We start from the raw sequence: 20,265 nt of genomic DNA, 5'->3' as shown, positions 1-20,265 counted from the left end.
AGCCGCCTAGTGCGGTTTTTTTGTATCTAAATTTCGGAGAATATTATGTACAACGTAGGAACAGTCACAACGACAGCAAACAGCACAAAATTAATTGGCACAGGCACAAAGTGGAAAGATAACAACTCGCGAGTATCCGCAGAGCAGGTTGTTTTAATTCAAAATGGCGCAACGATTTATATCAACAGCATTGCGTCTATTCAGAGCAACACAGAGATAACACTGAGTTTCCCTGTGCCTGCATCGGTGAGCAATGCGCCGTATCAAATACTGACAACGATGGTGAACTCAGTTTCAGATGCAGCAAACAAGATTGTAGCAATGAACGTTGCGAATGTGCAGTTCAGCGATATCTTAAATCGATGGGCTACAGAAAGCGGTACAATTACAGTGACGTTACCCGATGGCACAACACAGCAGCTGAGAACGGCGAAAGAGATGGATAAGCAGCTAGATGGGAAGCAAGTGGCTGGGAATTATGCCGATGGCACCAAGTACACAACAACAAGCTATCAATGTTCAATAAGACCGAATGAGATATACGGTTTAATCATCCAAAATTCTGGTGTCAGTGGTATGTGGTCGAATGAAGCTAACAGCTGGTTGTGGAGCTTTAGCACCAAAGGGACGTTAGTTGCTGGAAATATTCCTTATGATCGCTTAACAGGAGTCACCACTGACAATAATGGATTTGTTAAAAAGGCGTCCCCAATTGTGAAATTATTTGCTGATCACATTGAGCTTAACGAAGAGTCAGAAGGCGTTGAAATGGAGCACCTTGGTGTAGGGCACTATTTAATTAAAGGCGTTGTCGGTTTTAACTCGGATGGAGCATGGGGTATCAATAACGGCTTTGTTATTCCTCAAGACCATAATGGTAAAAACATGGTGCTTATTGATTATGAGGTGAGACCTGATGGTGACATTGAAGTTTTTGTTTTTCACCAACAGAACGCTGACCTACCGGAGCGTTTTCAGAACAAGCGCATCAAGCACATTGATGAAGACGGCAACCCCGTTTACTACGAAAACTATGAGCCGTGTGACGTTCCCGAGTCTCGTTGGATAGATATGCGTGTCGAAATGCCGGTGAATTCCATCTACAACCTCAAGCAAGCAGAAGCCGAGCGATTGGCGAAAGAGGAGGCGGAGAGGCAAGCGGAGGAGGAGGCTAAGAACGCCGAAATTGAAGCCGAGGAAGACATCTAATCTTCTTTGCTGTATACCCCCGCGGAAATCTCTTACTCACTGAGTTAGATTTGCGAGATTGTGCATGATTATTCTACTTTCTTGCGTGTGATTTATCAGCAGAACTGCTTAGATAACTTTCTATGAACTCAATTACTGGAGCTCTTTTTGGTTGCTCTATCTGGCAGTACAAAGATGAATTAGAAAGTAAGAGTATAAACTCATTGATCGAAATAGCCTTGTCATCTATCTCTGTTTTATAGAAAACATAGATACGTGATTGTTCAGCGTGAGACGGCTCTCTATTTTCATTGATGCAAGTAAGTGCGAGTAAGATAAGTTGCGTACTGGTCATAAACCCTCCAATAAAGTCTGGAGTTAATTATAAGCAGTCAGACAATGGCGCGATATCAATATTGGTCGTAATGTTATCAGATATCACTGTGACGAACTGTGCCGCAAAAATGAGAGGTGAGGGGTTAATTACCCCTCTTTTTCGTTCGAAATGAAGGGGTAACTTATTGATTCATTTAGAATGAAATGTAGTGTTTTGTAGTATGAAAAATGAACTGATAATAAATTAAGCTATTGATATTTAATGCTTTTTGTTGCTTTGGTAACCTAATGGACTGATATGAGTAATCAAGTAACTCTCCTTTATCCCAAAGGGATCTTGATATAAAAATATAACAATGAACTTAAAGTACTTATTGCCGTGCTAAACGTCCTACGTCGGGCGTAAATTGTGTATTGCTACGCCATGGGTTGATATCGAGACCACCTCGGCGAGTATAGCGCGCGTAAACACTGAGTTTTTCGGGTTTACACAATTGCGTTATATCATTAAAAATACGTTCGACACATTGCTCATGAAACTCATTATGATGGCGGAAAGAGACTAAATAACGTAGTAGAGCTTCACGGTTAATCTTAGGGCCACGATAATGAATTTGTACTGAACCCCAGTCGGGTTGGTTAGTAATCAAACAATTTGATTTTAATAAGTGGCTAACCAGTGTTTCTTCCACAAGTTCATTTTCTGTGCAATGTGTTAGGTAATCACGATTAAATTCATAGTGATTAATTTCAATATCGAGTTCATCGATACAGATCCCGTCGAATGGGCTAATCGCACACTGTGAAAATTCATTTAGTTTATGGAGTGTAACGCTAACTTCCCCATTAGCACAATTGCAGAGGTCGTTTTGCAAAACGCTTCGCACATTTTCCCAAGTTTCAAAGCGAGTTTGGTTAAAACTATTCAGGTAGAGCTTGAAGCTTTTTGATTCGATCAAATTCTCACTTCGCGCATCAACATGCACTGAGCCAATAGCCACTTGCGGTACACCTTTATTATTTAGCCAAGAAAGCTCATATAAGGTCCAAATATCAGCACCATGAAAGGGGAGGTTACCCGCATGAATATTCAATGGATCTCTATTTAGACTACGAGGAACGGCTTGAAGCAGGCTCGGATCATATTGATCATAATAGGCCGTTTTTTTTCCGAGAGTCAGTTTATCCAGCGCTGGGTTATTTTGATATTGTGACATATTGATCCTTAAACTTCATTTACTGAGATAGCGACCTACTATAAGCAGCTAAAAATAAGAGCAATTCATTCATTGGTTAACTTCTGTCATAATATCACTTATTAGTGATATTACCGCTATTTCAATTAAATCCAATCATTAGACAATGAAATAATTATGAATATAACAGTCTCTGAAGCACTGACTCAGTTTACCGAACAATATGTGAGCAAATGGATGGCACAAACAGGCTTACCGCCTGCTTCTAGCGATCTATATGGGGTTCCTTCACCTTGTATCGTTCGTACAGGTGAAAATTGGGTTTATTGGGAGCCTCAATCATTTTCTTTACAAGATAAAAATTTAAATAAAGTGGCGACTGCACTCGATATTGAATTACAGCCGATGATCCATCCTTTTTATACAACTCAATTGGCTGGAGATATGAAAGCGCAGTTCCAAGGTCATACGCTGAATCTAGTGCAAGTGTGGAATGAGGATGATTTTATACGGTTACAAGAAAATTTAATTGGGCACCTAGTGACCCAGAAGCGTTTAAAACTATCCCCCACACTGTTTATAGCCACATTAGAGTCCGATTTAGAAATGATTTCTTTATGTAATTTAACAGGGGAAATTATTTTAGAAAAATTTGGCAGTAAGGAAAAACAAGTATTGGCACCTGATCTTATCCATTTTATTCAGCAGTTATCGCCAGTGGTAGAGCCATTAGCGTAAGTAGCTATAGATAGAATTTGTAGGAAATAACTTACAAATTAATTAGGAAATGCGCTTTAAATTTCTTCATTTATCTAAATCGGTATTATTTAATATTTAATTTCATGTAGTTACTATCAATTAAAGAAACTCAAGTTTTACAGCGATTATTTAGTTTGTTTTACTAGGTTGTTTCATTAGTGTTTTTAATACATTCTTAATTGGCTGTGTGAAGACAGGGTTTTCGTTTTCTACCAGTAGAACAGCGGTCAAGGATGGCTAAGTGAGGTGACTCACTAAACTGTTTACAGAAGACAGGATGTCGAACGGCAGGAAGTCGTTTTTTGCAGGATGCTGTATACCATTTAAAACATGAGATAAGCCAGTCAACCCAATTGTTGGCTGGCTTTTTTTTAATTGAGTGTTTTCGTATTACGATTTGAGGAAACTGAGTATGCGGCCAATGAGCCTAAAACACTTTGGTACATTGCCTCTCTTAATGCCTCGCGCTTACGAAATGCGGAGCGATGCTGGCTTTTTACCGATTCAATATCGCGAACGGGTTCAGTTAAAGGCAAGTGATACCAACCGTCAGCGGAAATAACACCATTACACTCTTGCCAAAAGTGGTCATAGCTTGACTTGAGATGCTGACGTTTGATGTGGCAGTTATTTGAAATACCCATTATTGATGTGCAATGGAAAAAAGCGGCAACAGCATAAATAGATGACATCAATAGGTTTTTAGGACGCATGCCATGCATTTGCTTAGTAATTGATTTAACTTGCTCGGTGCTCTGTTCTGTTGAAGGCCCTTGCAGAGAGCAAATATAAAGTTGCCCTTCCGTTCCAAACGAAAAGCTCATTAAATAGATATCGTCACCCATTTCATTAAGCAGGTGTAAGGTCAAGTCACCCTCTCGAGGATATTGAGAATATACGAGTCTTAACTGTGCATAATCACCTGATTTTAATTCAATATCTGCAACTTTAAGACCTTGACGTTCTGTTGAGAACATCTCTTTAATGGCCTCAAGTGTGAATGTTTTTTCTATCTGCTCTAAGGTATGGCTAGCGGTGAGTAACTTCTGCTTCCCATTCCACTCGCGATGTAAATACTTATTTAAAGGGCGTTCAGCAAAATCAGGGATATTGTCGAATTGTTTAGACATGCGAGCACAAGTGTAGTTTTCACACATCATTTGGAATTGCTGATAAGGTTTAGAGGGGAGTTTGGCAATACGTACCTGTCGTTTTAACTGTACATAACTATTATTAATAGATTGCCAAAATTTATTTTGTTTACGCCACTGCTTCAATAAGCCCATATATAAACCATATTTATCGTTGACTATTTTTTATTCAGAGAATCAAAAAACGTTAATCATATACTTATTAACTACAACAATAGATAAATAAACTTTAAATAAACTGACAAAAGGGCTTGAAATGTAAATTTTTAATTAACAGTGATTGTGCTTTTGATAGTGATTGATGATTTGGGATTGTGTTGCACCCCATATTTACGACAGAATTAATGAGCAATATGCCGTATATTTCAGACTACGTTTATTAAGTGAGTTTTTATATGAATATTGAACAACGTATCATTGAAAAGCTTTGTCATATTGAAGAAGAAATGAAGTCAAAAGCACTTTGGCGGGAATTACCGCCAAGTCCTGAAGCATTTGAAAGCACTGAGCCTTTTTCAATTGATACGATGGAAGCGATTGAATGGTTGCAATGGGTTTTGATCCCGCGTTTATATGCCATCATTGAGCAAGGCGCGGTTTTACCAAGCGCATTTGCTATTGCCCCTTATTTTGAAGAGGCTTATAAGCATGATGAAGAAGAACAATATCAATTATTACTTATGCATCTTCGTGAGTTAGATAGTTTTTTTAACAGCCAATCAGGTAGGTAACTCATTGATGTTAGAAATTATTTATCAAGATGAGTTTATAGTCGCGGTGAACAAGCCAGCCGGAATGTTGGTCCATCGTAGCTGGTTAGACAGCAAAGAAACGGTTTTTGTCATGCAGACCTTACGTGATCAAATTGGCCAATTTGTATATCCAGTTCATCGTCTTGATAGGCCGACGTCTGGGGTGTTACTGTTTGCCCTCTCAAGTGAGGTTGCGAGGCAGTTGGCGACGCAATTTGAGTCACATCAGATTGAAAAAATTTATCATGCCGTGGTTCGCGGCTATGTTGAAGAAGCACAAACCATTGATTATCCCTTGCTTGAACAATTGGATAAAATTGCAGATAAGCATGCAACCAAAGAGCCTGCATTGCAGGAATGTATTACGCATTGCCTGCCAATTGCACGAGTAGAATGCCCCGTTGCGATAGGGCGTTATTCGACAGCTCGCTTTAGCCTGTTAGAGCTAAAACCTGAAACAGGTCGTAAACATCAATTAAGGCGACATATGTCGCATATTCGTCACCCTATTATTGGTGACAGTAAACATGGTGATTTGCGTCAAAATCGCGGTGTCAGCGAAAATTTTGCCGTTTCACGGCTCATGTTACATGCCACCCAGTTAGTATTAGATCATCCCATTACCGGAGAACGCCTATCACTTGTTGCGCAGTGGGATGCGTTATGGTTGTCATTGATAAATCAGTTTGGCTGGCAAAATGAGGCTAATAAACTGGGAATGAGTGGGATGAACCCATCCATGTAGGTACTGAGTTAATAGGAGGTGTTCGTGTCAAAAATTGGTATTTTTGTAGGTACTGTTTATGGAAACTCCTTAGCAGTTGCGGAATCGGCTCAAGAAATATTGGAACAACAGGGTCACGAAGTCACTATTTTTGATGAGCCAACATTGAGTGATTGGCAACAATATAATGCAGGTGAAGGGATCGCATTAGTCATAACATCGTCAACAGGACAAGGCGATTTACCTGATACGATAGCTCCATTATTTTATGAAATTCAAGATGTTGTAGGCTATCAACCCGAACTGCGTTACGGCGTAATTGCGCTTGGTGACAGTAGTTATGACAACTTTTGTGGTGCGGGAACACGCTTTGATGAGTTATTAACTGAGCAATCAGGAACGCGAATCGGTGATGTGCTGTTGATCGACGCAATGGAAGACGATGTGCCAGAAGAATATGCTAAGCCGTGGATTCAGTCTTGGGGAGAATTGTTGTAAATGTCTGCACCGTGAAAATATTTCTCGGTGCAGTAACGATCTGAAACTTGCGTATAAAAACTATTTGCGAGTTAATTTTTCAAGGTCAGCTTCAATTTCAGCAATTTTATTGGATACGACATGTTCCAGATGGCGTAAGTCATCCAAAATTTTGTGTTTCAAGTCGATATCATTAGTGTCGTTTTTGCAAATTTGGTCTAATTCTTCAATCGCATAGCGAAGATTAGAGTTAATTTCGTTAATTTCTTTGAAATTGTTGCTGCCATCAGCTGCCGCGACTGTTTTGCGTTGGCGTGGATATTTAAATTTCACGCTTTTCGCAAAAAACTCCCCTTTATCTTTGCGAAAATAGATTTTCAAAATGTCGTTATTTGCTTCTTGGCGTAGCGTGTAACGATCAATGTCTTGAGGATTGCTAATACCTAAACTTTTCAGATTATCATACATGTTATTCACCGAATTATAGGAAACCAAAATTTGTAGAGACACAGAGAGCGATAGCCTTGTCGACTGGAACAATATTATTCTATTTTGGGCATAAATTAAAAACGCCAATATTAAAGTCAACAATACTTCAATATGCAGGTAATAAGCGCTTTTACTAGGCAAAAAATAAAATCATACAGTTTATATGCTAAAAAGCCTGACAATGGCTAAGCTAATATTATGCGCGAAATCAGAAAATTGACAAACCCCTCTTCACAAGAAAAAGAGGTCTATCATTTTTTAGATTGGGTAGAGGAGGTCTTTTTCTCTCTAGCCATATAGGGAGGAAGGATTAATCGATGCTTCTTAATAGCTCGTTAATACCGACTTTACCGCGGGTTTTTTCATCGACTTTCTTAACGATAACAGCGCAATAAAGGCTATAGCTACCGTCTTTAGATGGCAGGTTGCCTGATACAACAACTGAGCCAGCAGGTACACGTCCGTAGTGAATTTCACCCGTTTCACGGTCATAAATTTTTGTGCTTTGACCGAGATAAACTCCCATTGAAATGACAGAACCTTCTTCGATAATGACGCCTTCAACAACTTCAGAGCGAGCGCCTATAAAGCAGTTATCTTCAATAATCGTTGGATTTGCCTGTAATGGCTCAAGCACACCACCAATACCCACACCTCCAGATAAATGGACGTTTTTACCAATTTGAGCGCATGAACCCACTGTAGCCCATGTATCAACCATTGTCCCTTCATCAACATAGGCACCGATATTGACATAAGAAGGCATCAATACGCTATTTTTGGCAATATAAGCGCCTTGACGAACCGCTGCCGGCGGAACGACTCGGAAACCTTCACGCTCAAAACGAGCTTGGTCATAATCGGTAAACTTCATAGGAACTTTGTCAAAATAACGGCTTTCAGCACCATCAATCACTTGATTGTCATGAATGCGGAATGAAAGTAATACGGCTTTTTTCAGCCATTGGTGGGTGACCCAAACGCCAGCGATCTTTTCTGCGACACGAAGTTTGCCACTATCTAATAGGGCAATAGTTTCTGTAACTGCTTGGTGGACAGCGGGTGTTACCGTAGACGGTGTAATGGCAGCCCTGTCTTCAAATGCTTGTTCAATGATGGCTTGTAAATGCTGCATTGATTGTTTTTCCCCTTTAAGAACACGAGTAATAATATTGCTTTATGGCCTATCATTTATCCTTCGAGTTAAGGGTTTCTGTCAACCTTTCTGATAACTCTTGTTGCATTTTTTTATCGAGAGCTTTGTGATTTTTATCAGCCAGCACGAAAAAATCCTCTACCTTTTCGCCAATGGTTGTGATCCGAGCACCATGCAGTGAAATTTCCATCTGCGCTAGCACATGACCGACTCGGGCGAGTAGGCCAGGTTGATCGAGTGCAAATAACTCCATATAACTGCGACGTTCATTGGTGGAATGTAAAAAATTCACTTTCGTGGGAACCGTAAAGTGACGTAGTTTTGAAGGTAGAGTGCGTGTCTGAGGCAATGGTACAGCTGGTTGTTGAACCGCGTGTAGTAACGTTTTACGGATTTGCTCATACCTATCTTTCGATAATGGCGCACCATTAGGTTCCAATACGACAAAGGTATCCATTGCCATATTATCTTTATTGGTAAAAATTTGCGCGCTATGAATACTGAGATTGCGCCTATCAAGTTCCCCAGCAACCGCTGCAAATAGGTGAGGTTTATCTGGGCACCAAATGAAAATTTCAGTTCCACCATGTTTAGGTTGTGTGCTAATCAATACAAGAGGCTGCTCAAGATCATGTTTTAATAAATGACAAGCGTGCCAAGCCAGTTGTGATGGAGTGTGCCGTAGAAAATAATCGGCATGGCACCGAGACCATAATTTGTTCAGCTTTTCTTCATTAATGGGTGATTGGCGCAGTAATGCCAATGCTTGATGACGATGGTGACGAATACGTTCACGTAAATCAGGTGTGCTTTGCATACCTTGATTGAGTTGATGTTCCGTTGAAAGAAACAGCTCACGGATCAGGCTCTGTTTCCAACTATTCCATAGGGTACTGTTCGTTGCGCAAATATCTGCAACGGTTAAACACATTAAGTAATTCAATCGTGGAACCGTTTTGACTTCCAGAGCGAATTGTTTAATCACATCAGGATCTTGGATATCTCTACGCTGTGCGGTGACCGACATTAATAAATGCTTTTTAACTAACCAACACGCCAGTTCCGCTTCTTTTTGTGGAAAGTTATGTTGTAAAGCAAACTCATACACAAATTCAGCGCCCAAATCGGAATGATCGCCTGAACGCCCCTTAGCAATATCGTGAAACAGCGCCGCGAGTCTCAAGGTTTCAGGGTGTAATAGCTTAGGGTAAACGCTAACGCAGAGAGGGTGGTTACGACGATTTTCTTCATGAGTGAAGCTGTCGATTTTTTGTAATACACGGATGGTGTGCTCATCGACAGTATAAGCATGAAAAAGGTCAAATTGCATTTGCCCGACAATGTTGCTCCAAAGCGGAGTATAGGCGCTCAAAACACTATGTAGATGCATTGGAACAAATGCGCCTTTAATGGCTCTAGGGTGGCGCAATATTTTAATGAATAGTTGTCTTGCTTCCGGTAATTCACATAAAGGGGCGGTCAAATTACGTCTCGCAAAGCGTAGTTGACGTAAGGTGGTTGAATAAATTCCTGTGATATTTGGGTAGCGAGCCATCAAATAGAACATTTTTAATATGGCTGCGGGCTGTTTAATAAACAGCATATCATCAATGACATCAATTAATGGGCCACGTAATTGAAATTGCTCATCAAGGGGACGAGGTTTTTCATCTGGGTTAAGTGCAAGAATGGCATCGTCAAACAGCTGCAATAACATTTGATTGAGTTCACGAACACGTCGAGTAACACGATAAAAATCTTTCATCATTAATTCAACGGGTTGGTTTTTTTCGCCTTGATATCCAAGCAAGCGCGCCACACTGAATTGACGATCAAATAAAAGACGGTTGTCGTAACGTTTGACGACTAAATGCAAAGCAAAGCGAATTTTCCATAGAAAGGCAAGGCACTCTTTCAGCTCTTGACGCTCTTCCTCAGTGAGAAAGCCAAACCCAACCATCTCATCAACGGTTGTAGCGCCAAAATGGCGCCTACCGACCCAAAGTAGGGTATGGATATCCCTTAAGCCGCCGGGGCTACTTTTAATATCAGGCTCTAGGTTGTAGCTGGTACTGTGGTAGCGTTGATGACGTTCTTGTTGTTCTTCTTGCTTAGCGGCAAAAAAGGTGGCTGATGGCCAAAAATTGTCACTGAAAATCGTTTTTTGTAGGCGTAAAAAAAGCGTGATATCCCCACAAATAAGGCGCGATTCAATCAGGTTTGTCGCGACGGTTAAATCGGCGATACCAGCATCGATGCACTCTTGTAACGAACGCACACTATGGCCAATATCAAATTTTAGATCCCATAAAAGTGTAATAAATTGCCCAACCTTCAGGGCAATGTGGTCAGCGAGGGGCGCAGCGCTTAAGACTAAAATATCAATATCTGATAACGGGTGAAGTTCATGTCGACCATATCCGCCAACCGCAATTAAAGACATATTTGGTTGTTGGTCAAATTGATACTCTTTCCACAAACGCGTTAGTAGGGCATCTAAGTAATCACTGCGGGCATGAACCAAATCAATGGCGGATTCACCTTGGTTGAAGGCTTCTTCTAAGTAATTATGGAACGATTCTACATGTTGTTTTAGTCGAAGTAGCTCAAGGTCAGAAGCTTGAAATAAAGAAGGTGATAAAAACGCTACAGGAGAAGGTGTCATCATTATCTTTCCGCATCGATAGCCTGAACAGGGGAATTTACAGCTTACTGGGGATTGTTGAGGATGAACAGACTGAAGTTGAATTATTTCACATGAAGTCGTTGGTAGGGGAAATGAATAGGTGACATGTCATGGTCATCAGCCGTTGCCATATGCATGGCATGCCACAATTCATTTAATTATTCATTAAGCATTGACTAACACCGCTGAGATAAAAGGCTCTTCTTCTTTACGCAATGTCATAATTTCACAACCGTTGTCGGTCACAACGAGGGTGTGCTCATATTGTGCAGACCAGCTTCTATCTTTGGTTTTTACCGTCCAACCATCATTCATGGTACGGATGCGATAGTCACCAACGTTGACCATAGGTTCAATGGTAAAGGCCATCCCTTTTTGCAGCACAACACCGCTGTCATCGGCATCGTAGTGCAAAACTTGGGGTTCTTCATGGAAGCCTTCACCGATACCATGACCACAATATTCACGAACCACGGAGAAATCATTTTTCTCGACAAACTCTTGGATTGCTTTACCTAAAGTGCGTAGGCGAATACCCGGTTTAACCATGCGTAGCGCTAAATAGAGGCTTTCTTGAGTGATGTGGCAAAGACGTTCGCCTTGGATCGTTGGCTTGCCAACAATAAACATTTTCGAGGTATCGCCATGAAAACCTTCTTTAATAACAGTTACATCAATATTGACGACATCACCGTCTTTGAGGATTTTATCATCACTAGGAATGCCATGACAGATCACATCATTAACTGAAATACAGACTGATTTTGGGAAACCGTGGTAGTTCAAACAAGCAGGAATGGCTTGTTGTACATCGACAATATGTTGATGGCAGATACGGTCAAGCTCCCCCGTACTGACGCCCGGTTTCACGTGGGGGGCAATAATTTCGAGTACTTCCGCTGCTAGACGACCAGCAACACGCATTTTCTGAATATCTTCTTCAGTTTTGATAATAATAGCCATGAATTCAGTCCATTTATGTCAGCAATTGGTAGGTGACATAGTTTAAATAAAAAAAGGTCAATAAATGGGTAATAGCGCCATTTATTCAACATCAATGATGATTATATGGTATCAGGCACCGCATTTTCTGCCAACTAAACATCAAAGTCTCTTAGCTGCTTGGCATAGGCTTAGGGTACGCTGGATGGCTTAGTCGGTTTATCATTTTGAGCTTTGGGTAGCACAAATTGCCAAAAATAGGAAAGATAAAAAATCAAATCAGTGACACTTTTTGGTCAGGCTACCCAGCCATTCAAGCCCGTTAATTAGGTTTTTTTGCACAGTAAAAAAACAACAAAAGTTGGCTTATTAATCCGATTTATGGTATAAAGCGCGCCGGAAATCCATTATCTATTCGAAATGTTATTCGGTCTAAGGCCAAGAAGCTTATCTGATTAGAGTTTTGGAATACCGTAAACTAAACTCAATTGTGTATAACACACACGGGTCGACACATGCACCGGGGTGCTCTTATGCGTTTAGGCGCAGCTTTAGAGTCGGTGTTATGGGATTCGTGGAGGCATAACCCCAATTACTTAAATACAGAGGTATTAAATGGCAACTGTTTCCATGCGCGATATGCTACAAGCGGGCGTACACTTTGGTCACCAGACTCGTTACTGGAACCCTAAAATGAAACCATTCATTTTCGGCGCTCGTAACAAAGTACATATCATCAACCTGGAAAAAACTGTTCCAATGTTCAACGAAGCTCTGGCTGAATTGAATAAAATTGCTTCTCGTAAAGGCAAGATTCTGTTTGTTGGTACAAAACGTGCAGCAAGCGAAGCCGTTCAAGAAGCTGCTAACAGCTGTGATCAGTATTTCGTTAACCATCGTTGGTTAGGCGGTATGCTGACTAACTGGAAAACCGTTCGTCAGTCAATCAAACGCCTGAAAGATTTAGAAGTTCAGTCTCAAGATGGTACTTTCGACAAACTGACCAAAAAAGAAGCGCTGATGCGTTCTCGTGAACTTGGTAAGTTAGAAAACAGCTTAGGCGGTATCAAAGATATGGGCGGTTTACCTGACGCTCTGTTCGTTATCGATGCAGAACACGAACACATTGCTATCAAAGAAGCAAACAACCTGGGTATCCCAGTATTTGCTATCGTTGATACTAACTCTGATCCAGACGGTATCGACTTCGTTATCCCTGGTAACGATGACGCAATCCGCGCAATCAAATTGTATCTGAGCGCTGTAGCTACTGCCGTTCGTGAAGGTCGTTCTCAGGATCTGGCTGTTCAAGCAGAAGAAGGCTTAGTAGAAGCTGAATAATAAGGCCTGCTCTAATTAAGAGCCCTTATAAACCAGGTATTGCTATATGGTTAGAAGGGGGCCTATCTGGCCCCTTTTTTATCTATCTGAATCAGAATGATCCTTGTAGGGATTCTCCTATGAGGTATATCGAGGAATAAATCACATGTCTGGAATTACCGCTGCATTGGTAAAAGAACTGCGCGAACGTACTGGCGCAGGTATGATGGAATGTAAAAAAGCGCTGGTTGAAGCTAATGGTGATATCGAATTAGCAATCGACAATATGCGTAAATCAGGTCAGGCTAAAGCGGCTAAGAAAGCAGGCCGTGTAGCAGCTGAAGGTGTTATCCTTGCAGAAGTTTTTGCTGATGGCAAAAGCGGTGCTCTGATCGAACTGAACTGTGAAACTGACTTTGTTGCTAAAGATGCTGGCTTCTTGGCATTTGGTAAAGAAGTGATGGCTTCTGTTATCGCTGACAAAAATACAGATGTTGAAGCTGTTAAAGCAAAATTCGAAGATGCTCGTACGGCTTTAGTCGCTAAAATCGGTGAAAACATCAACATTCGCCGCGTAGCGATCCTTGAAGGTGCTCAAGTTGGTAGCTACCTGCACGGCGCACGTATCGGTGTTCTCGTTGCAGCAGAAGGTGCTGACGAAGAACTGCTGAAACACATCGCGATGCACATTGCTGCAAGCAAGCCTGAATATGTGACTCCTGACGATGTACCAGCTGACGTTGTTGCTCACGAGCATCAAATCCAGCTAGACATCGCTATGCAGTCAGGTAAACCACGCGAAATCGCAGAAAAAATGGTTACTGGCCGTATGAACAAATTCACTGGCGAAATCTCTCTGACTGGCCAGCCTTTCGTTATGGACCCAAGCAAATCTGTTGGTGACCTACTGAAAGAGAAAAATGCGAAAGTCACTAACTTCATCCGTTTCGAAGTGGGTGAAGGTATCGAGAAAGTTGAAACTGATTTCGCAGCAGAAGTTGCTGCAATGAGTAAATAAGTCGTCAGCTTTAAAGGAGCCGCCAATAGGCGGCTCTGTTTTAATATCGCTCATAAGTAAGACAACGAATTAAATCATTAAGGTACGTAGAAGCTGTTTTTAACCATTCTACGTGTGTTACCCCAATAAATTATCTGTGTAGGACAGAACACCATGGCAACCAGTGCAAAACCCGTTTATCAGCGTATCCTGCTTAAGCTCAGTGGCGAAGCCTTACAAGGCGCAGAAGGTTTTGGAATCGATGCTAGCGTTTTAGATCGTATGGCTCAGGAAATTAAAGAACTCATAGAACTGGGTATACAGGTCGGTGTCGTTATTGGCGGTGGTAACCTGTTTCGTGGAGCTGGTTTGGCACAGGCGGGCATGAATCGTGTGGTCGGTGACCATATGGGAATGCTGGCAACTGTGATGAACGGGCTCGCCATGCGCGATGCTTTACATCGTGCTTATGTGAATGCAAGACTGATGTCTGCTATCCCATTAAACGGCGTGTGTGATAACTATAGCTGGGCTGAAGCTATTAGTTTATTGCGTCATGGCCGTGTTGTCATTTTTTCTGCTGGAACAGGAAACCCATTCTTTACAACAGACTCAGCTGCTTGTTTACGTGGTATTGAGATCGAAGCTGATGTTGTATTGAAAGCGACAAAAGTGGATGGTGTTTATTCAGCAGATCCTGCAAAGAACCCAGATGCCGTACTGTACGAAACTCTCACTTATCAAGAAGTGCTGGAGCGCGAATTAAAAGTGATGGATTTGGCTGCATTTACGCTAGCTCGTGATCATAACTTGCCTATCCGTGTTTTTAATATGAATAAACCGGGTGCTTTACGCCGCGTTGTAATGGGTGAAAATGAAGGAACTCTGATTTCTCACAATTAATACTCAGAGACATCAACTGAGTTTAACTGTATTATCTAATGTAAATTCAGAAAATTTAAGCGAGGCTGCATAGTAGCCTTTAATAACCAGTTCTTAAGGGTTGAAAACGTGATTAATGAAATCAAAAAAGATGCTCAAGACCGCATGGAAAAGAGCGTTGAAGCACTAAAAAACCAAATCAGCAAAGTGCGTACGGGTCGCGCATCACCAAGCTTACTTGATGGTATTATGGTCGATTACTATGGCGCGGCAACACCGTTGCGTCAATTAGCAAACGTCACCGTAGAAGATGCTCGTACTTTAGCTATTTCTGTTTTTGATCGCTCAATGTCACCTGCGATCGAAAAAGCAATTATGGCATCGGATTTAGGTTTAAACCCATCTTCAGCTGGAACCGTTATTCGTGTTCCGCTTCCTCCACTGACGGAAGAACGTCGTAAAGATCTGATCAAAGTTGTTCGCGCTGAAGCAGAACAAGGTCGTATCGCTGTACGTAACGTTCGTCGTGATGCTAACGATAAAGTTAAAGCATTGTTGAAAGATAAAGAAATCAGCGAAGATGATGAACGTCGCTCACAAGATGACATTCAAAAACTGACTGATGGCTACATCAAGAAAGTTGATGAGGCGTTAGCACAAAAAGAAGCTGAGTTGATGGAATTTTAATCTATCCTGTAGCTTATAAAGCCATCAAGAGAAAAATCTTTGATGGCTTTATTCATTCATATCAAAATATCTAATAAAAATCCTTTCTTCCCTTTCAAGCTGATATAATCTCAGTATTGAGTAAATACAGAGCATCCGCATAATGAAACGTCTTACTATTCTAGGATCAACAGGGTCAATTGGTAAAAGCACACTTTCTGTTGTTAGAAATAATCGCGATAAATTCCAAATCGTCGCGTTGGTTGCAGGCCGAAATGTGACTGAGCTGGCGCATCAATGTCTTGAATTTCAACCTCAATATGCCTCAATGGCCGATGAAGCCTCCGCACAATCACTACGTGCAATTTTGTCTGAAAATAATTGCCAAACAGAGGTTCTCTCAGGAAGCGAAGCTGCTATTCAATTAGCCGGTCTTGATGACGCCGACCAAGTTATGTCAGCGATTACGGGAGTTGCTGGGCTTTTACCTACACTAGCCGCCATCCGCAAAGGTAAACGAATTTTATTAGCGAATAAGGAATCGTTGATTACCAGCGGTCGTCTATTCTTTAATGAGATTCGTCAACATGGTGCAACAGTCTTTCCAATTGACAGTGAACATAATGCGATTTTCCAGAGTTTGCCTGAAAATATTCAATTGAATTTAGGCTTTGCTGATCTCTTTGCATCTGGAATATCAAGTATTATCCTGACAGGCTCCGGTGGCCCTTTTAGAGAGACGCCTTTGTCATACTTAGACAATGTTACACCGGATGAGGCTTGCAACCATCCTAATTGGTCGATGGGGCGTAAGATTTCTGTTGATTCGGCAACCATGATGAATAAAGGTCTGGAATATATCGAGGCTTGCTACTTCTTCAATGCATCTCAACAGCAAATGGAAGTGATCATCCATCCTCAGTCAGTTATTCACTCTATGGTGCGTTACCGTGATGGCAGTGTGATTGCTCAGTTAGGTACACCCGATATGTGTACACCAATATCTTATAGTATGGCTTACCCGAGCCGTATCTCTTCAGGGGTCGAACCGTTAGATTTTTCTAAACTATCTTCATTAACTTTTGTTCAGCCTGATTATCAACGTTATCCTTGCTTAAAACTGGCTATCGACGCATGCCATCAAGGTCAGGCTGCTACAACAATTTTAAATGGCGCTAATGAAATAACGGTTGCAGCCTTTTTGGAAGGGCGTATCCGTTTCACAGATATTGCAAAAATTAACTTGGCTACATTAGAAAAATTGCATTTATCTGAACCTGTTTCAATCGATGAGGTCTTAGACATCGATAATCAGGCGCGTCGTGAGGCTGAACAATTAATCAGACAGACATTTTCAGTCTAGTATGTGATTTATTTAGTTGCTGATAAGCACAATAAGTCTTTAATATGTGACGCTTATAAAAAAGAAAGATAATGTCAGTATTTAGCGGAGAATTAAGGATGTGTCTTATCAGCAAATTCAACAATAGCGGTTATGATGATGCTGAATTCTCAACGCTATGCACACAAGGATTACTATTTAATGAACTCTAGTGGTGAAAATTCCTCCAATTCAGTGTTGCCAAAGCATGTTGCTATCATTATGGATGGTAATGGGCGCTGGGCAAAACAGCGAGGTAAGTTAAGAATAACTGGGCATAAGGCTGGCGTTGAGTCTGTGCGTAATTCGGTGCGTTTTGCAGTAAAAAATAAAATTAATTCACTCACACTGTATGCTTTTAGTAGTGAGAATTGGAGACGGCCGGAAAAAGAAGTCAGTTCACTGATGGAGCTTTTTGTTTTTGCATTGGATAATGAAGTCAAAAATCTGCATAAGAATAATGTAAAATTATTGATTATTGGTGATAAAAGTCGATTTAGTGAACGCCTTCAAAAACGTATCCAAAAAGCCGAAGAACTGACTGCAAATAATACTGGGTTAAGGTTAAATATTGCAGCAAACTATGGTGGTCGTTGGGATATTGCCAATAGTATGAAGCAAATTTTTGAGCGCGTGCAAAATGGGCAATTGTCTATTGATGATATCAATGAAGAAACAATCAATAGTTATGTATGCATGCATGACCAAGATAATGTTGATTTAGTTATCAGGACAGGTGGTGAACATCGTATCAGTAACTTTTTATTATGGCAGGTTGCTTATGCGGAATTCTATTTCACCAATGTACTGTGGCCAGATTTTGATGAAATGGTGTTTCAGGATGCAATTAATGCTTTTAGTCAACGCGAGCGGCGTTATGGTGGGGCTGAGTCAGATGATGAGCTCGTTAAATAAAAGGGGTCAATTGTGCTGAAATATCGTTTACTAACAGCGATAGTGTTAATACCGCTGGTCATTGCTGCGCTCTTTTTACTGTCACCCGCTGCTTTTGGTTATGTGGTGATCGCGGTATGTGCATTAGGGGCGTGGGAATGGGCACAATTTGCAGGTTGGCGTACTCAACCTAAACGCATTGGCCTCGCGATTGTTTTTGCTGTCGTGTTATTGGCGATGCAATGCTCTTTTGCTGACATGATACATTTGGAGAATGAGCCGCTAATATTATATGGTTTATGGGCTGGCCTTGTTTGGTGGCTTGTGGCAATTTTGCTTGTCGTTACTTTCCCGACATCGGCAAAAACATGGGGTCAATCAGTGGTGATACGCCTACTATTTGGTGTGTTAACGATCATTCCTTTCTATTGTGGGATGATGGTACTCAGAACGATTGGTTACCACAGTGACACTTTCTTTGGTGCTTGGTGGTTACTCTATGTTATGTTGCTGGTATGGGGCGCAGATTCTGGCGCCTACGCATTTGGGCGTACGATGGGACGCCATAAAATGGCACCAAGAGTCTCCCCCGGTAAAACGTGGGAAGGATTAGTCGGTGGCTTAATCACGGCAGGTATCATCTCTTGGCTATTTAGTTTATTCGCGCCAATCCCTGTCATGCCGGATTATTTGCTAGTTACATCAATTATTGTTGTTGTAGTATCTGTATTCGGTGATTTGACTGAAAGTATGTTTAAGCGCCAATCAGACATTAAGGACAGTAGTCATTTAATTCCGGGGCATGGTGGAATTCTTGACCGAATTGATAGTCTAACAGCAGCGATACCAGTATTTGCGGGTTTAAATTTATTAGTTTTTAATGGATTTGGTCTCTAGGATAAGACATGGGCTTTTTTTGGAGTTTAGCGGCATTTATTATCGCCATTGGCGTGTTAATTACCGTACATGAATTTGGGCACTTTTGGATCGCACGTCGCTGTGGCGTTTATGTCGAACGTTTTTCGATCGGGTTTGGGAAAACGTTATGGCGTAAGGTAGACCGACAAGGTACTGAATTTGTTATTGCCATGATCCCATTAGGTGGCTACGTCAAAATGCTTGATGAGCGTGTCGGTGATGTGTCACCTGAACGTCGTCATATGGCATTTAACAATAAAACCATTGGACAGAGAGCCGCGATTATTAGCGCAGGACCAATTGCGAACTTTTTACTAGCAATTGTTGTCTACTGGGTGGTGTTTATGATTGGTATTCCGTCAGTACGCCCAGTGGTTGAAGATGTCAAATCCGGATCGATTGCGGCGACAGCCAATATTTCGCCGGGTATGGAACTAAAATCGATTGATGGTATCGAAACGCCTGACTGGAATGCAATTCGTTTAGCGCTAGTGGGAAAAATTGGTGATCGTGAACTCACGATGGAGGTGATACCTCAAGGGTTTAATGAACCTATCACCAAAACGGTTGATTTAACCACATGGCAATTTGATCCTGAAACACAAGACCCTGTTCTTTCCATAGGGCTCATGCCTGTTTCTGCTCGAATCGACCCTGTGATATCGAAAGTGTCACCGGGCCTTGCGGCTGAACGCGCGGGTTTACAACCTGGGGATAGAATTGTTAGCGTAAATGGGGAAGCCGTCGATCTGTGGAATCCAGTGACTCGATTTATTCGTAATAGTCCGAATCAGCCATTGAAATTAGAGGTTGAAAGAAATAATCAGGTCATTGCGCTGGTATTGACGCCAGACAGCCAAAATGGAAAGAATGGAAAGCAAATTGGATTTGCGGGAGTTGAACTAACAGTGTTACCGTTAGCGGATGAATACAGAATGGTACAGCAATACGGACCATTCGCTGCTATCTATCAAGCTAGCGATAAAACATGGCAGTTAATGAAACTGACCGTCAATATGATGGGTAAATTAGTTGTTGGGGATGTCAAACTTAACAACTTGAGTGGACCGATATCGATCGCTAAAGGTGCGGGAGTATCGGCAGAATCAGGCTTGGTATATTATTTGATGTTCATTGCGCTGATAAGCGTGAACTTGGGCATTATCAATTTGTTTCCATTGCCTGTTTTAGATGGGGGGCACTTGCTCTTCCTGTTAATTGAAAAAATTAAAGGGAGTCCAGTGTCTGAGCGAGTACAAGACTTTAGTTATCGGATAGGTGCAATGGCATTGATTCTGTTAATGGGACTTGCACTTTTTAATGATTTCTCTCGCTTCTAACAAGTAAGCTG

The 20,265-nt window shown here is 41.4% G+C and carries 20 protein-coding genes; 13 read left to right on the top strand and 7 right to left on the bottom strand.

Annotation, left to right across the window (positions count from 1 at the left end; genetic code table 11):
* Positions 1 to 45: 45 nt before the first annotated feature.
* On the top strand, positions 46 to 1,209 hold the full coding sequence (locus tag M1F03_RS14495; protein WP_318839959.1) for a hypothetical protein: 1,164 nt from the start codon (positions 46 to 48) through the stop codon (positions 1,207 to 1,209).
* A gap of 73 nt (positions 1,210 to 1,282) precedes the next feature.
* Here M1F03_RS14495 and M1F03_RS14490 read toward each other — a convergent pair whose 3' ends face one another.
* Both M1F03_RS14490 and queF read right to left on the bottom strand, forming a co-directional pair.
* Entirely contained in the window at positions 1,283 to 1,543 is a 261-nt protein-coding gene (locus M1F03_RS14490) for a hypothetical protein (RefSeq protein WP_004915371.1), read from the bottom strand.
* A 352-nt stretch (positions 1,544 to 1,895) separates the two neighbouring features.
* Positions 1,896 to 2,741 (bottom strand): NADPH-dependent 7-cyano-7-deazaguanine reductase QueF, encoded by an 846-nt coding sequence (gene queF, locus M1F03_RS14485; RefSeq protein ID WP_154623743.1) that lies wholly within the window; start codon positions 2,739 to 2,741, stop codon positions 1,896 to 1,898.
* Between the two features lie 156 nt (positions 2,742 to 2,897).
* Between queF and syd the strand changes: the two genes are divergently transcribed.
* The gene (syd, locus tag M1F03_RS14480) at positions 2,898 to 3,458 is read left to right on the top strand and encodes a SecY-interacting protein (RefSeq protein ID WP_154623744.1); all 561 of its coding nucleotides are present in this window, start codon (positions 2,898 to 2,900) and stop codon (positions 3,456 to 3,458) included.
* A 392-nt stretch (positions 3,459 to 3,850) separates the two neighbouring features.
* Here syd and M1F03_RS14475 read toward each other — a convergent pair whose 3' ends face one another.
* Positions 3,851 to 4,765: a VirK/YbjX family protein gene (locus M1F03_RS14475; RefSeq protein WP_196713512.1), complete on the bottom strand. Its 915-nt coding sequence runs from the start codon at positions 4,763 to 4,765 to the stop codon at positions 3,851 to 3,853.
* Between the two features lie 260 nt (positions 4,766 to 5,025).
* On the opposite strand from M1F03_RS14475, the gene M1F03_RS14470 reads away from it, so the two are divergent.
* Genes M1F03_RS14470 through M1F03_RS14460 form a run of 3 tightly spaced genes read left to right on the top strand, consistent with a single transcriptional unit; the run spans position 5,026 to position 6,604 of the window.
* On the top strand, positions 5,026 to 5,361 hold the full coding sequence (locus M1F03_RS14470) for a YqcC family protein (protein WP_154623746.1): 336 nt from the start codon (positions 5,026 to 5,028) through the stop codon (positions 5,359 to 5,361).
* A 7-nt stretch (positions 5,362 to 5,368) separates the two neighbouring features.
* Positions 5,369 to 6,127: a tRNA pseudouridine(65) synthase TruC gene (gene truC, locus M1F03_RS14465; protein ID WP_154623747.1), complete on the top strand. Its 759-nt coding sequence runs from the start codon at positions 5,369 to 5,371 to the stop codon at positions 6,125 to 6,127.
* Between the two features lie 24 nt (positions 6,128 to 6,151).
* On the top strand, positions 6,152 to 6,604 hold the full coding sequence (locus M1F03_RS14460; RefSeq protein WP_163862854.1) for a flavodoxin: 453 nt from the start codon (positions 6,152 to 6,154) through the stop codon (positions 6,602 to 6,604).
* 60 nt (positions 6,605 to 6,664) lie between these two features.
* Here the strand turns inward: M1F03_RS14460 and M1F03_RS14455 are convergent, their stop codons facing one another.
* The 4 genes from M1F03_RS14455 to map form a co-directional block, all read right to left on the bottom strand.
* Entirely contained in the window at positions 6,665 to 7,051 is a 387-nt protein-coding gene (locus M1F03_RS14455; RefSeq protein ID WP_154623748.1) for a DUF3461 family protein, read from the bottom strand.
* Between the two features lie 331 nt (positions 7,052 to 7,382).
* Positions 7,383 to 8,207: a 2,3,4,5-tetrahydropyridine-2,6-dicarboxylate N-succinyltransferase gene (gene dapD / locus M1F03_RS14450; protein WP_154623749.1), complete on the bottom strand. Its 825-nt coding sequence runs from the start codon at positions 8,205 to 8,207 to the stop codon at positions 7,383 to 7,385.
* A 52-nt stretch (positions 8,208 to 8,259) separates the two neighbouring features.
* Positions 8,260 to 10,896: a bifunctional uridylyltransferase/uridylyl-removing protein GlnD gene (gene glnD, locus M1F03_RS14445; RefSeq protein WP_251464574.1), complete on the bottom strand. Its 2,637-nt coding sequence runs from the start codon at positions 10,894 to 10,896 to the stop codon at positions 8,260 to 8,262.
* A gap of 183 nt (positions 10,897 to 11,079) precedes the next feature.
* Positions 11,080 to 11,877 (bottom strand): type I methionyl aminopeptidase, encoded by a 798-nt coding sequence (gene map / locus M1F03_RS14440; protein ID WP_163862853.1) that lies wholly within the window; start codon positions 11,875 to 11,877, stop codon positions 11,080 to 11,082.
* Positions 11,878 to 12,471: 594 nt separating this feature from the next.
* Here map and rpsB point away from each other — a divergent pair.
* The 8 genes from rpsB to rseP all read left to right on the top strand — a co-directional run bounded on the left by rpsB (position 12,472) and on the right by rseP (position 20,254).
* Positions 12,472 to 13,197, top strand: a complete 726-nt coding sequence (rpsB, locus tag M1F03_RS14435) for a 30S ribosomal protein S2 (protein WP_154623752.1) — start codon at positions 12,472 to 12,474, stop codon at positions 13,195 to 13,197.
* Between the two features lie 145 nt (positions 13,198 to 13,342).
* Positions 13,343 to 14,194 carry a translation elongation factor Ts gene (tsf, locus tag M1F03_RS14430; RefSeq protein WP_154623753.1) on the top strand — a complete coding sequence of 284 codons (852 nt, stop codon included), beginning with the start codon at positions 13,343 to 13,345 and terminating at the stop codon, positions 14,192 to 14,194.
* Positions 14,195 to 14,347: 153 nt separating this feature from the next.
* Positions 14,348 to 15,076: a UMP kinase gene (pyrH, locus tag M1F03_RS14425; protein ID WP_154623754.1), complete on the top strand. Its 729-nt coding sequence runs from the start codon at positions 14,348 to 14,350 to the stop codon at positions 15,074 to 15,076.
* Between the two features lie 108 nt (positions 15,077 to 15,184).
* On the top strand, positions 15,185 to 15,742 hold the full coding sequence (frr, locus tag M1F03_RS14420; protein ID WP_163862852.1) for a ribosome recycling factor: 558 nt from the start codon (positions 15,185 to 15,187) through the stop codon (positions 15,740 to 15,742).
* A 142-nt stretch (positions 15,743 to 15,884) separates the two neighbouring features.
* On the top strand, positions 15,885 to 17,084 hold the full coding sequence (ispC, locus tag M1F03_RS14415; RefSeq protein WP_154623755.1) for a 1-deoxy-D-xylulose-5-phosphate reductoisomerase: 1,200 nt from the start codon (positions 15,885 to 15,887) through the stop codon (positions 17,082 to 17,084).
* A gap of 180 nt (positions 17,085 to 17,264) precedes the next feature.
* The gene (gene uppS, locus M1F03_RS14410) at positions 17,265 to 18,017 is read left to right on the top strand and encodes a polyprenyl diphosphate synthase (RefSeq protein WP_154623756.1); all 753 of its coding nucleotides are present in this window, start codon (positions 17,265 to 17,267) and stop codon (positions 18,015 to 18,017) included.
* 12 nt (positions 18,018 to 18,029) lie between these two features.
* Complete coding sequence (gene cdsA, locus M1F03_RS14405) at positions 18,030 to 18,893, top strand: phosphatidate cytidylyltransferase (RefSeq protein ID WP_163862851.1); 864 nt, start codon at positions 18,030 to 18,032, stop codon at positions 18,891 to 18,893.
* Positions 18,894 to 18,901: 8 nt separating this feature from the next.
* The gene (rseP, locus tag M1F03_RS14400; RefSeq protein WP_154623757.1) at positions 18,902 to 20,254 is read left to right on the top strand and encodes a sigma E protease regulator RseP; all 1,353 of its coding nucleotides are present in this window, start codon (positions 18,902 to 18,904) and stop codon (positions 20,252 to 20,254) included.
* Positions 20,255 to 20,265: the final 11 nt, after the last annotated feature.

The sequence above is a fragment of the Providencia sp. PROV080 genome (genome assembly GCF_033688105.1).
Lineage (GTDB): Bacteria > Pseudomonadota > Gammaproteobacteria > Enterobacterales > Enterobacteriaceae > Providencia > Providencia zhejiangensis.
Note: the sequence above shows the minus strand (reverse complement) of the source record. Positions and strands in the feature narration are given on the sequence as shown.